Origin of the sequence: Nitrosomonas sp., from assembly GCF_019635155.1 — a bacterium.
Classification (GTDB): domain Bacteria; phylum Pseudomonadota; class Gammaproteobacteria; order Burkholderiales; family Nitrosomonadaceae; genus Nitrosomonas.
Window position 1 is genome coordinate 41,069 of the sequence record NZ_JAHBZY010000004.1, and the last position, 13,057, is coordinate 54,125.

Genomic DNA, 13,057 nt, shown 5'->3' on the forward strand with positions numbered 1-13,057 from the left:
AAATCTATTTTAACCAGGCACGAACCAAAGTTTTCCATTGATCACGGCTTTGATCAATGTTTAAACCGGCACTTGCAACTTGTTTCTGAAGACGCACCAGAAGCGGCTTGATCTGTTCCACATCCAAATCATCAAATAGCCCTTCGTTATAAGCCACCAACCAGGCCATTTGAAATTCAACGGGCTGCGGTGAAAGCAAATCCTGTTTGAGGATTTCACGTAGAATCCTCCCCCGCTTTATTCTCTCTTCCATGCTGGCTTCCAGCCGCGACCCAAATCGAGTAAACACCTCCAGTTCCAAGAATTGCAGAAAATCCAATTTCATACGCCCGGCCTCTTTTCTGATTGCCGCATGCTGAGCATTGCCGCCAATGCGTGAAACCGAGCGGGTCACATCAATTGCAGGCAAAAAACCGCGTGCAAAAAGCTGGCGATCAAAATAAATCTGACCATCGGTGATCGAAATTAAGTTAGTGGGAATATAGGCCGCAATTTCACCCTGCTCCGTTTCGATGATCGGCAGGGCCGTCATACTGCCGCCACCTTGTTTTGCGGATAAACGGGTAGAACGTTCCAACAGACGTGAATGCAAGTAAAAAATATCCCCCGGATAAGCTTCCCGGCCCGGGGGTCTGCGCAATAATAACGATAGTTCGCGATAACTACGCGCGTGAGTGCTCAAATCATCGTAAACAATCAATGTATCTCGTCCTGCAGCCATCCAGGCTTCCGCCACCGTGCAACCTGCAAACGGCGCCAGATATTTAAGGCCCGGCATAGCGGTCGCTTCCGCCACCACGATCACAGTATAAGTCAACGCTCCATTACGGCGCAGCGTTTCGATGACATTGACCACGGTGGAACGCTTCTGTCCGATTAAGACATACACGCAATTAACATTCTTATCGCGTTGGTTAATGACGGTATCGATCGCCAATGTACTTTTACCGCTCCCATTATCTCCAATAATCAATTGTCTTTGACCTTTGCCGATTGGAATCATGGTATCGACAATTTTATTACCGGTATACATCGGCTGCGCTACAAAATCACGCGCGATAATTGGCGGCGAGCGCACATCCAGCAGACGATAAGCGCTAAAAGAAATAGATCCGATATCATCGAGAGGAACCCCCAATGGATCAATCACCCGCCCGAGCAGCGCATCACCGACACCAATGCTGAGCCGATTCCCCGTCAGAAAAACCTGAGTGCCAGCCGTCAACTGTTTCGTCTGATGCAGCAAGATGGCTCCGATTCGATCGCGCGCCAGATGAAATACCAGAGCACTGCTACCGTCTTCCAACTGCACCACTTCATCCATACAGGCAGAGGGCAACCCACTAATCCAAGCGATACCATCGCCAACAGAAATAACAGTCCCTTGTTCCGACAAACGCAAGCGATATTGATAACGCGACACCCAATCGGTTTGTTTGGTTAATGGAGAGTCAGATCGAGTATCGGCAGAAGCAATACTCACCTCATCCGGCATGCTGCAGCACCTCGCTAAACGACTTTAATTCATCACGTAAATTGGCGTGTAAAACCCACGAGCCAATATTTATTTGAAATCCGGAAATCAATTCCGGGTTTGTATTGAATACAATGGGTAATATTTTCCCCGTCATTTCCTGCAATAACCGTGTTAATTCTTCACGTTTATTGGTATCCAGCAGAAATGCGCTTTGTATTTTGATCTGCAATCCCGGTTCTTCTGCAGCTGCGGCGATTGCATGCTTGTCTCGTTCGCGCAGCTTCTGCAAATCTTCCGCGAGTATTAAGAAAAGCCTGTTTTCCAGCTCCGGAGAAGCCAAACGCGAAAGCAACTTGCTTGTAAATGCAACGCCTTGCGCGATGCCTTTCTCTTCCATCAATTGCTCAAATTCATGACGGTTCCGTTCGTCCAGAATGCGGCGGCGTTCCGCTTCTTCATTCATTTTAGCTTCAAGCTCAGCCAACTTGCTCTCGCGCATAGAGGCCAATTCGGCATTCAATTGTTCTTGGGCGGCTTCTTTTTTCGCCTCCCATTCGGTCAAGTATTGTTCATTTTTATGCTTAAGCTCGTTGGCTTCTTTTTTAATTTGTAGCGCATCCGATAACGACTTTTCTATATCCGCGCGACGCTTGGCAACGACGCTGAGTACTGGTTGGTATAGGAATCGCTTCAAGATCCATACCAGGATCAAGAAATTAATTATCTCAAGAACGAAGGTAGTCCAATCGAAGTCCATGGATTTTATGAGCTTCTAATGAATCAGATATTCCAGCAACGGATTGCGAAACAGGATGATTAGCACGACCACCAATACATAAATTGCCAGTGATTCAATCATGGCCAATCCAATAAATAATGTACGCATGATGGATTTCTCGGCTTCCGGCTGCCGCGCCAATGCGTCCAGCGCTTGACTGATTGCACGACCCATCGCCAATGCCGGAAACATCATGCCAATAGCCACAGCTAACGCTGCAGCTATCGTTGAAAGAACTGTAAACAAAGTCATATCGCTCATATATGGTTTCCTTTTTCACTTCCTTGTTGCGATTGCATGGCGCCCGCAACATAAATCAACGCCAACATCCCAAATATATAGGCTTGCACTAAAGCCTCGACAACATGCAGCATCAACAAAGGTACCGGCACCAGCAAGCCTGCCACCAGTAAAACCAGCAATGCCACCAATTCAAGACTCATAATATTGCCGAATAAGCGTACCGCCAGCGCAATGGTTCGTGTCACTTCACTAATCAAGTGGAAAGGCAACAGCAACGGTGTTGGACTCAGATAATGCTTTAAATATTGGCGAATGCCGCCGCTTCGTATCCCGAACCAATGAACCGACAAAAATACCAATGACGCTAAACCAGCCGTTACGGATAAATTACCAGTTGGAGAATGGAGCTGCGGTATCAAACCGGTAAGATTCGCAATCACTATATATATCCATAGCGTTGCAATAAACGGCAGTACCTGCTGCGCATATTCCGGTATGACGGCTTTAATACTATCCTCTATCGCCAAAACGAGACCTTCCAACACCGTTTGCAGCCTTCCGGGAATAAGTGTAAGGCGCCGGGTTGCGAACCAGCAAAAAACACCTAATGTCATCATAATACCCCAAGTCGTCACCACGATAGAGGTGACACCAAAGGGACCGATATAAAATACCACAGCAGGCATATCCATTAGCGATGCTCCCGCACGTATAAATAAACATTCATAATACCCAGAACAAGACCCGCAATAATTAACCCGATCGTCCATCGAATTGAGTAGCCTTCGGTTTTATCATCCAGCCAAGTGCCCAAATAGGCCCCAACAATGACCGGTAACACGAAGAGCAATGATAATGTCCCCATGAATATTGATTGAGCCAGCAGGGTTGGACGCTCTTTCTCGGCCCGTTGCATGCGCTTTATTTGTTGCTCGACAGATTTGCGCAATTGCTTGTCATCCATGATCGCTATCCCTTAATCTCGCTACGCTCCATTTGCCATAAGCGGCGAAACATCTCTTGTTCCAATTGCCGTAAGCTATCTTTGATTTTTTTTAATTGCGTTTCCTCGACCAAGAGCTGTTCCAGTAATTCGGTGCTGATACGCTGATAGTCAGGATCAGAAAGATAACGGCGTGTGCTGATGTAGAGCTGGTTATTCACGAAATATAGTATTCCGCCGGGGAAAGCCAAGTAACGCCACTCGTCATTCTGTAAGCGATAACGCGCCAATCCATAATTAAGCGCCGTTATCATACGGGCATGTCCTGAAAGGATGCCAAAACTACCCGAGCTATCCGCACCGACAAAACAGGTCAACTCTTCCACTAAGGTGTATTGCGTTGCGCTTTGAATATGCAAAGCAAACGATTTCATTTCACCTCCTGCATTGATCCACGCATGTAACAATCCTCTTCTGGAACCGCATCATAATCGCCCCGGAGAAAGGCTTCGCAATCAGTCAATGTTTGATCCAATCTGACAGAGACCCCTTGAATCCCGCTATGCGCATCCATCACATGGAACGGCTGTGTCAGATAGCGTTGCAGCTTCCGCGCACGCATGACGATGAGCTGATCTTTCTCTGACAATGCTTCCAAACCCAGCATTGCAATAATATCTTCCAATTCCTGGTAGCGAGCAAGGTGTTCACGCACCCCCTTAGCAACCTGATAATGACGGTCTCCTAGAAAAGTACGATCCATCATTTTGCTGGATGACTGCAGTGGATCCACTGTGGGATATATGCCTTTGGCTGCCTGGTTACGGGATAAAATAACCGTCGTATCCAAATGAGCCAGAATCGTACTCACTGCCGGGTCTGTCATATCGTCCGCTGGCACATATACCGCCTCCACCGCGGTGATATTACCCGTACGAGTCGAGATAATTCGCTCTTGTAATTCCGCCACTTCGCTCATCAGAGTAGGCTGATAACCTACCGTCGCGGGCAAGCGCCCGAGAAGCCCGGAAATTTCACTGCCTGCCTGGACAAAACGAAATACGTTATCCATCAACAATAAAACTTCCTTACCCAAAGTATCGCGAAGATATTCGGCATACGTCAATGCAGACAGCCCCACGCGAAACCGAACCCCAGGCGATTCATCCATTTGCCCAAACAGCATCAACGTACGCGGCATCACGCCGGCATCTTGCATTTCATGCCATAATTCGTGGCCTTCACGGATGCGTTCGCCGACACCGGCAAAAACCGAGACCCCTTGGTGCAAATTGACAATGGCATGCATAAATTCCATTATCAGAACCGTTTTTCCAACACCGGCACCACCAAATAGCCCCGTCTTACCACCTTTGACAAAAGGGCAAAGCAAATCAATGACCTTAATGCCAGATTCCAGAATACCCTCGGCAGGCACCGTGTCAGTCAGCAAAGCGGGAAGCGCGATAATATTGCGCATTTCCGATGTCTGCAGTGGCGCTTCACCATCAAGCGGCGCACCAAACATATCCAGCATACGATTCAGACAATCAGGCGTAACCGGGATACGCAAAGGCCCGCCACTGTCGAACACTGTCAGGCCTCGCCGGAGCCCACCCGTTGAATGCAAGGCAATTGCACGCACACGGCGTGCATCAAGATGGCGATGGACTTCGAATATATAATTCTGATGATCGACCATGCAGAATAAAGCTTGGTGCAACGGCGGCAATCTTTCGCAAACCACATCAATCACCGGCCCGTGAATCTCCTCTATGACACCGACCGGGTCACTCGATAATTCTATTGCCTGCACCATTTGATCCATACAATCACCCCAATATCCGGGTACCATTGTATATCAATGAAAATGCAATGCGCCATAATAGGACCCACAATTCAGTTACCTGAAATGCATTGGCTTCGATATCGGCTACAGCCATATCTTCAAGGGGGATTATTTTGAGAAAGCCGCCAATAGCCCTGGTATGATCATACCAATATGGCTATTGACGGCAATGTTTAAGCTTTAAGGAAATGCTTATTTTAGAAAGGAATCACTGCATCCAACGAGAATAAAAACTGATCCTTTTTGCCGTCGAACGGGCGAAACGCCATATCGATGCCATCAGCCCGGTCGTAGCGGATATTCTTGCGGACAATGATGTTGCGGATCGGCTTCCAGCCTTTGTCCCAGTGCATCGCCGGTTTCCAGTTCATGCCCACGGTTACGGCGTAATAATTCGTGGGGGCGCTGATGAACGGCACATTGCCAGCATAGCTGACGCCCTTGTTGTTCAAGGCGGACAAGATACGGTAAGGAGAGAATACCCGCCAGCCGTTGCGGTCGTGAAAACGTTCGGCGCGAATACCGATCGACAGGTTCTGTCGCAGATCGTAAGTCAGGTGGGTATTGACACTATACCAAGCGGCGTTGCGGACGCCTTCGGGAAGACTGATATTGGCGGCCCAGCCGTTCGTATGTTGCAACACCGCGTGCATCTTAGGCGTCAACCAATGTTGCAACACCGCGCTATACATCATCCAAGGCTCACCCACCGCACTTTGGCCATAGGTGCCACCCAGCGACACGTTAGTACGCTTATCATCGCTGTTCCACACCAGATTGGCCAGCCCGCCCCAATTGTCGAGCTGCTTGTCGAAAACACCATCCCAACCGCCGGTTGCGCTACCGGTAGTCGCCGCGCCGAGGATGGTCCAGTTTTGATTAATGATATAAGTACCTAAAAAACCCGTGTGCGTGAAAGGTTCACCGCTGTTCAGAATATAGGCGCGGGTATAAAAGAAATTGTCGGGAGCGGGCACGCTTTCATAACCCAGCGGTGTATAAAAATGCCCGGCTTTGACATTCAGGCCGTTACCCACCGGCACATGCACTTCAAGATAAGCCTGCGGTAGCGCGATACCATACGTACGCGTCGATTTGCAGCAAAGATTCAGATCCCAATTCCCCCTATTCGACGGTTCACCGGTATTCTCATCGAATGCGGATATGCCAAAAGCCTGGGTGTAAATGGCATCGGTTCCGAACATAAAATCGAAGCGCCCGCCGATACTCCAATGATTGGAGTCCGTTTCGACACTGCGCTCGATAAAGAGGTTAAGCTGATTTAATTGAAAACGGTTGGCGCGATCGGCAAATGTCACCGTGCCATTAAAACCATCCGCTGGATTGTTTGCATTATAGTTTGCTCCGCCGTTGATCCAGCCGCCGATTTCCAAACCATTACGTTTGAGAAATTCCGGCGTGACATTGGCGGTCGCGTGATTAGCCGCAATGATCGCAACGGCAATCATTCCCGCTAGAACGATGAGGTTATTGATTCGGTAATTCATTATTCTTTTCAAGGTTATTTATATATATAAAAGTAAAATGATGGGACCGAACCTTAGCGCAACTGAAGTTATAAAAGCTATAAGAATAACCTCCATTTAGTGGAAGAATATTCCTACATGATTGATACTATGGAAGTGAAAACAGTATTGCGCCACTACCGGTAGCGGAATTCGATGAAATTCGACCAGTTATCGGTTTCTTGCGAAGAGTTTATCCGGAATGACTCAATCGATACTGAATGGCGCATTGCAGGTACACGTTGCGTACGTCCGTTGATTTTTAACAGCAGTGCCGCTCATAATGAAGAACTGAAAAAATTCGCAGGACCGAAATCCGCGATTTAGGAAAGTATTGATTTATTTGCCGAGCAAAATGCTATGCAAAGCGAATGGAGCACAAGAAACGGGACATATCATCAAGACAGGCAAGCTCCTGAGTACCATCCAACGCGGAGAATCCCTTGCGCGAACTAGTGAATCAGTGCACCCTCAGCTTTTTTTCTCAGAGTCCGCAGACTCAGCTTGCTGTTGCTTCCAGCGATCATAACACTCAAGGCCGCAATAATAAACGATGTAATCGGTAGCTTTGACGCTGGTCGCCTCTGACAGTGGAATTTCTTTGAAACACACTTCGCACGATACTTTTTCAGGTTCTTGGATATTCTTTTGCTCAATCATATCGTTTGCTCCTTTAAAAAGAAAACCGACCTAGCGGTTGCTTTAATGTAATGGCGGAGGTGGCGGATTGCCTGCGGGTGGCGGTGGCGGCTTAAAACCGGCTGGCGGTGAGATAATTTTGGGGCCGGCCGATTCTACATCAGCCTGATCGCCGGTCATTCTTCCCAACATCGGTACGCGGTGACCTTTGGCATACATGCACTGAATATAGTGGATATCATATTGCCGTTGACCCCCATCCATCGCGGCAGTCGCCGGGACTTGCTCGAATGCTCCCCCCAAAGCGGCGCCTGGTATACCGGATGTGCCGTCTTGACCGGTAGCGGCCACGGCACCCTCAACTCTTTTTGAATGTGAGGCTAGCGGGGAGCCCTTGCCTTCCAGTTGTTGAAACGCAAATACCCTGCAATCGTAATCATCCGCACGAAACTGCTCGAAGCTGACACCCTTACCCGGCAGAGTAATCACACTCGGCGCGGTTGGCGTACTGGCACAAGCCGTCAGTATCATCAATATAATCCATAGAAAAAGTAATCGGCTTACCATCTTTTCTTCCTGATGGTATTACTCTGCTGGCCGCGGCGATACCGGCAACCATCCACCCGGGCAATTCTTGACATAAGGATAGTAACCATCGGGGTCGCGGCAATAGTACCAGTAATTCGCTTGCGATTGCGCCGGTTGACTCGATTGCGCTTCTTGCCGTTCAATATATACTGGCGGCGTTGTCGGCACGATTGGCGCTGTTGGTACGACGGGTGTCGGGTACGCGTACCAAGGCGAATAATAGTAGGGATAGCCGTATCCATACCCTCCAAATCCATATCCGCCATACCCGCCATAAAATCCCGGACCGTAATACCCCAAACCGATACCGAAGTGACTATGATGATGCCCGCGCGCCCAAGCCGCACTGCAATCTAGGGCAAGCAGAAGAACTATTGGTAAATATTTCCATTGAATACGCATAGCAGCCTCACCGCAATTTTAATCGTAATTGTTCATTGGACTGCCGCCATTTCCCAGAATTCCGTCGAATCGCAGCAATCGCAGCTAAGTCTACGAAAATTTCAACACCTCTGATAGATCAATCACCAATCATTTTAGCGCCATCACAATATGATGTTTCGCTTCTTCGATCCGGCGAAAACCTAATCGGCAGTATAACCGGTGCGCACCACGGTTGGCGCGCAGTACGCGAAGGTGAACCGGCAACTGACGATCCCGGGCGATGGCAATTAATTCTTTGATCACGATGGTACCGATACCTTGATTCTGGAACTGCGGATCGATTTGAATCTCATCGAGCCACAACCGGCCGGTTTCTTCGAAAATCATCAACATACCGATACGCTGGCCGTTACGCATCAGAATTTGAATCTTTTGCGTTTGCCACGCTTCGGTGAATAACTCGAATTCCTCGTCTTCGTCCCAACAACCAAACGCTTTGATGATCAAATTCCGGTACACGGTATGATGCAACCGTAATAGCCAATCGTAATCGGAATTCTGCGCGGGACGCCGGTGGATCTGCATATAGAAACAGAAAATCTTAAGAAAATGCCGAACAATCGGCTACGCCAGCGAGCTTCTGCGATGGATGGTATATTCGGGAAAGCCTATCGCTACAAAACCGATTGAATCGCGTTATCATCAACCACCAGCGGGTATTTGCAACGCTCTTTCGCCCATCACATCCGCTTCTCTTTCAAGCCCTTGATCATCGTTGATCGGCACGCCATCTTTCATCTGCATCGTCGGCTGCACCCGGCCTTGCGCTTGTTGCACCACATGCCAGGCTTCGTGCGGCAAATGTTGCTCCTGCCCTGGCGCCACATGAATGTCAGTACCCTGCGCATAAGCCAGCGCGTTGAGTTGCGCCGGTTGCGATGAGTTGTAATGAACCCGCACGGAATCCATCGACAGTCCGGAAAGCGATTCGATACCTGATTTGAGATTATCCGGCAGGCCGGTGTTGCTCGCAGTGTTATGTGGCTGGGCAGAAGATTGCTCTTTCAATTGCGCGGGAGCATCCGTGGCTGCTTTTTTCTGTAATTCTTCCTCTTCAACCCGCTGGATCGGCTCGGATTTCTTTTGCAATGATTCATCTTCCTCAATGCGCTGCACGGATTCACCGGATATCAGCTTGCGCTGCGCCAACATGCGCGAACTGCCGTGCATTTGCCGACTGATCTTCCGTTGCGCAATGGCTTGCGGGGAGTTGGTCATGGCGGTGATCATTTGTCGCTGCGCTATTGCGAATTCACGGTTATCAATCAATGCTTGAGTGACAACCGCCGACATGTTTTTCGAATCCATTGTAATACGCGCCTGTTGCTGTTCGACATCTTTCGATAACGATTGCTTCATAATTTGCTCTCCCTCTATCTCATCACACTGGAATGCACAAAATTATTGACGATTTAGATACACTTGTAACAACATGCCGTGATTAAAAACTTTTTACAATTTTATCCACATCATCATCGGAAAATACGCCACCTTCCAGTGCACTCAGATCAAGATGACCGGCTTTACTCAATTGATCTTTAAAACGCTCGCTATTTTTACGGAGTGTCTCATCCTTGTCTTGCCGGTGTTGATCAATGCCAGAAGTTTTTGCAACAAATTTCTCGTAAAATTCTTTTCTTTGCGCATTGCCGATCACAGCCGACAAGTCCAGCTTAAGCCACTGACGGACAATGTTATCCATCAACGTTGCTTGATCGACGCTTGGGCCACGTTTTCCGCCGTAATATTTCCCGTTCGACTGCATCCAGGATAGTGCTTTTGAAATAACTCCTCCCAAACCACCAACGCCGGATACTACCACTTTATTCATCGCATTATTTTTCCCCATACCAACAGTGCGACCGGCCTGACTATTACCTTCCTCTTCAAAATAAACTGTCTTGATTCCCATTGCTGCAATCGGCTCAAGATGCCCGCTCCGTCCGCCAAAGTGCGTCATCTTGTCGCTATATTGATAAAAGAAACCATATTGCTTGCCTAAATTGGTATAGCCCGCTTCATTGAGCTTATCCACGGTAAATTGGTTATCGCTCGTCAGATTACCGGCTAATGCGACTTTCATTCCATCGGCCAATGAACCGGCAATAGCATATTTTGATCCTTTGGCAATTTTGGAAATAATCGTGTTACCCGCTCCAGCGCTCAGCCAATGCTCTGTTTTAGCAGTTTGGAGTGAATTGATCGCACCGCTTTCCGACGGATCACCCTTAAACCAAAGAACTGCATTACCGGCACTATTCAAAGATTTTAATTTCTTACCCAGACTAGTTTCCACATCATCGTGCCCATAATTCTTAATTAACTGATCTTTAAGTGAATTACCGTATTTAGACTGCTCATACCAATTGATCAATTCTTCGATTTTTCCGGTTTGATAAACATGCGGTTCACTCTCGCTTTTTCCTTTCCAAGTATTCAAAGACTCTTGACGGCTTTCATGCGGATTACTGGCAGCCGTCGCATAGACTTCGGTTTTATCTTTTACGCTATGTGTCGACAACAAACCGTATAATTTCTGATCGATATAGTCGGCATCGGTTGATTTATCATGCTCAGTATCTTTAGGAACCGATACCATCAGTCCATTGTACACATAATTCTTTGTTTCATTTTGATTGGCCAATCCAACACCAGCGACTGCCATGCGCGAATCACCACTCATTTGAATATTGAAATGAACCCAGTTGTTAAATCTTTTCTTACGCAAGGCCCCTAAACTAGGAGCAGCCGCGGTAATTTTCTTGAATTGCATCAGCATTTTCGGATCTGATTGCAGCTGCAAAGCTTGTAATTGAACTGGCTGATACTGATATCCATAACGCTGCGCCATTCCAACAGGGAAACCGGATAACATCTCACGATGAGCTTGAATTCTCTCGCTGTTGTGCAACTGATGTTTCAACAATCGTTGCCTCACCATACGCGGTGAATTAGCCATAGCGGCTTTTAATTGCCGCTGCGTTACTGTTGAACCTCGGTTATCGGCAAATACTTGCTGCACAGGAACGATCTGACTTAGCGGATCATTGAAGCAGCATGCCCGGCTTTTCTCTGGCTCCATCGGCGATACTCGTTTCATGTGCACACCCCCGGTTTTGTTTATTCAAAAGCAGAATTGTATTGTGATTTAGCGCTAGGTAAGCCATACCTTCCAGCGGCCTCTGCCATATTGATGTACAGAATTATGAAACACATTCTCACAATAACGCCAATCTTGATAAGTCTTTTGTCCCAAATAACTGTTACCGCGGTTGAACTGCGGATTTTGTGGAAATACCCAACCTTTGTCATCACCTAGCCCCCCCGTTTTGGCGACCGAGCGAGTGGCCCGCATCCCAGTTCTGCCCGATTTTCATGGGATTGGGATTTGCTGCGGAGCCGGAGTCCTGATCGACTTGCTTATCCCCTTGGCCGACATCATAAATCTCATAGGAATAATTGACTGTTCCCGGGATAGCTGCCCAGCTATTGACGTACTCCCTGGTTTCTTTTGTGGTATTGGTTCCTTTGTTTAAATCGCTTTTTAGCACCGTGAAGTCATAACCAGGATTGGCTTCACTACCGGTGGAATGTATCGTCACCAATTGCGCAACCGCTTTAATCGATGATCTGGGCACGACTCTTTGCAACCGGTGTCGCAAACCGCCTTGCATCACCGCCGCCGTCTTACGTTGCAACACAACACGGGGACTATTGTTAAGAATCTCTTTGAGTTTTCGCTGCGCGATCACGTGCGGACGGTTATCCACAATTCGTTGTCTGGCGATAGGCGAAGAATCTCCGGCAACAATCTTTTGCATTGAGTCCGCAGGACGGCGAGATTTGGTCATTAACGACTGCTTCATGCAACCCCCTTCCAAGAATATTCAACAAGCGACTAACGAAACTCTGTTCCAGAGTTTCGCTGATCATTCATCGCATTCCGATACATCAACACCGTAAAATCATCTTCCAAATAATCATTGAAACATTCTACGCGCGGCGACAGTGCTCGGCAAAACACCAGAATTTCCTCGCGATTATGCCCGATCAGCAAATCATGCTGCGGGAAACGGCTTTTATTCAGCATGTTAAAAGCCAGCGCAATTCCAGCGCTGTGATACAGTTTACCGATCATGTCGGTATAAAAATTTTCATTTTTACAGCGATACCCCAATACGCCGCTGGCGATGACATAATCGACCGGCGGTAATTCTGCGGTGATGAAGTCTGTTTGAAAAAAGTTGGTTCGCGCGTATCCATCATAACGCTTCCTGGCTTCGGCGATAAATTCGGGCATTTGATCGATGCCGGTATATTCAAAATCCGGAAAGTGCAAATCGAGAAAAGCTTTCAGATCGCCATAGCCGCAACCGATATCCAGAATCTTCGCACCGTTCAGATTTCCGACCTTCATCAAGGTTTGAAAACGCAACCGCTGACTGTCGGCACTGCGCCAACCGAGCGCTTCAACGGTACCATGTCGAAATTGCTCGATGCGGTACCGATGGTAATGCAAGATCGTTGCTTTCTCGATGAGATTCATGATCACTGTTCCGATCTAAATCAA

At 47.9% G+C, this 13,057-nt stretch carries 17 protein-coding genes; 1 reads left to right on the forward strand and 16 read right to left on the reverse strand.

The features are described from left to right. Positions 1-4: 4 nt before the first annotated feature. The 8 genes from KF839_RS04010 to KF839_RS04045 all read right to left on the reverse strand — a co-directional run bounded on the left by KF839_RS04010 (position 5) and on the right by KF839_RS04045 (position 6,798). Positions 5-1,495 carry a F0F1 ATP synthase subunit alpha gene (locus KF839_RS04010; protein ID WP_292916546.1) on the reverse strand — a complete coding sequence of 497 codons (1,491 nt, stop codon included), beginning with the start codon at positions 1,493-1,495 and terminating at the stop codon, positions 5-7. After that, on the reverse strand, positions 1,485-2,234 hold the full coding sequence (locus tag KF839_RS04015) for a F0F1 ATP synthase subunit delta (protein ID WP_292916547.1): 750 nt from the start codon (positions 2,232-2,234) through the stop codon (positions 1,485-1,487). The genes KF839_RS04010 and KF839_RS04015 overlap by 11 nt, the downstream gene beginning before the upstream one ends. A 15-nt stretch (positions 2,235-2,249) precedes the next feature. Next, the gene (locus tag KF839_RS04020) at positions 2,250-2,516 is read right to left on the reverse strand and encodes a F0F1 ATP synthase subunit C (RefSeq protein ID WP_292916548.1); all 267 of its coding nucleotides are present in this window, start codon (positions 2,514-2,516) and stop codon (positions 2,250-2,252) included. Then, on the reverse strand, positions 2,513-3,190 hold the full coding sequence (locus KF839_RS04025; protein ID WP_292916549.1) for a F0F1 ATP synthase subunit A: 678 nt from the start codon (positions 3,188-3,190) through the stop codon (positions 2,513-2,515). The genes KF839_RS04020 and KF839_RS04025 overlap by 4 nt, the downstream gene beginning before the upstream one ends. Next, complete coding sequence (locus KF839_RS04030; protein ID WP_292916550.1) at positions 3,190-3,462, reverse strand: AtpZ/AtpI family protein; 273 nt, start codon at positions 3,460-3,462, stop codon at positions 3,190-3,192. Before KF839_RS04030 ends, KF839_RS04025 begins: the two co-directional genes overlap by 1 nt. Before the next feature lie 5 nt (positions 3,463-3,467). Continuing rightward, the gene (locus tag KF839_RS04035; protein ID WP_292916551.1) at positions 3,468-3,875 is read right to left on the reverse strand and encodes a F0F1 ATP synthase subunit delta/epsilon; all 408 of its coding nucleotides are present in this window, start codon (positions 3,873-3,875) and stop codon (positions 3,468-3,470) included. Continuing rightward, positions 3,872-5,269, reverse strand: a complete 1,398-nt coding sequence (gene atpD / locus KF839_RS04040; RefSeq protein WP_292916552.1) for a F0F1 ATP synthase subunit beta — start codon at positions 5,267-5,269, stop codon at positions 3,872-3,874. Before atpD ends, KF839_RS04035 begins: the two co-directional genes overlap by 4 nt. Positions 5,270-5,487: 218 nt before the next feature. After that, positions 5,488-6,798 (reverse strand): porin, encoded by a 1,311-nt coding sequence (locus tag KF839_RS04045; RefSeq protein WP_292916553.1) that lies wholly within the window; start codon positions 6,796-6,798, stop codon positions 5,488-5,490. 174 nt (positions 6,799-6,972) lie between these two features. Here KF839_RS04045 and KF839_RS04050 point away from each other — a divergent pair, with 174 nt between their 5' ends. After that, the gene (locus KF839_RS04050) at positions 6,973-7,143 is read left to right on the forward strand and encodes a hypothetical protein (protein ID WP_292916554.1); all 171 of its coding nucleotides are present in this window, start codon (positions 6,973-6,975) and stop codon (positions 7,141-7,143) included. Positions 7,144-7,287: 144 nt separating this feature from the next. Here the strand turns inward: KF839_RS04050 and KF839_RS04055 are convergent, their stop codons facing one another. The 8 genes from KF839_RS04055 to KF839_RS04090 form a co-directional block, all read right to left on the reverse strand. Then, positions 7,288-7,476: a DUF3330 domain-containing protein gene (locus KF839_RS04055; RefSeq protein WP_292916555.1), complete on the reverse strand. Its 189-nt coding sequence runs from the start codon at positions 7,474-7,476 to the stop codon at positions 7,288-7,290. Between the two features lie 42 nt (positions 7,477-7,518). After that, positions 7,519-8,022, reverse strand: a complete 504-nt coding sequence (locus KF839_RS04060) for a hypothetical protein (protein ID WP_292916556.1) — start codon at positions 8,020-8,022, stop codon at positions 7,519-7,521. A gap of 18 nt (positions 8,023-8,040) precedes the next feature. Beyond that, positions 8,041-8,445, reverse strand: coding sequence for a hypothetical protein (locus tag KF839_RS04065; protein WP_292916557.1), 405 nt, complete (start codon positions 8,443-8,445; stop codon positions 8,041-8,043). A 129-nt stretch (positions 8,446-8,574) separates the two neighbouring features. After that, positions 8,575-9,012 (reverse strand): GNAT family N-acetyltransferase, encoded by a 438-nt coding sequence (locus tag KF839_RS04070; protein ID WP_292916558.1) that lies wholly within the window; start codon positions 9,010-9,012, stop codon positions 8,575-8,577. A gap of 117 nt (positions 9,013-9,129) precedes the next feature. After that, on the reverse strand, positions 9,130-9,846 hold the full coding sequence (locus KF839_RS04075; protein ID WP_292916559.1) for an eCIS core domain-containing protein: 717 nt from the start codon (positions 9,844-9,846) through the stop codon (positions 9,130-9,132). 82 nt (positions 9,847-9,928) lie between these two features. Further along, the gene (locus KF839_RS04080; protein ID WP_292916560.1) at positions 9,929-11,587 is read right to left on the reverse strand and encodes a hypothetical protein; all 1,659 of its coding nucleotides are present in this window, start codon (positions 11,585-11,587) and stop codon (positions 9,929-9,931) included. A gap of 211 nt (positions 11,588-11,798) precedes the next feature. Continuing rightward, complete coding sequence (locus tag KF839_RS04085) at positions 11,799-12,353, reverse strand: hypothetical protein (RefSeq protein WP_292916561.1); 555 nt, start codon at positions 12,351-12,353, stop codon at positions 11,799-11,801. A 32-nt stretch (positions 12,354-12,385) separates the two neighbouring features. Next, positions 12,386-13,033, reverse strand: coding sequence for a class I SAM-dependent methyltransferase (locus KF839_RS04090; RefSeq protein ID WP_292916562.1), 648 nt, complete (start codon positions 13,031-13,033; stop codon positions 12,386-12,388). Positions 13,034-13,057: the final 24 nt, after the last annotated feature.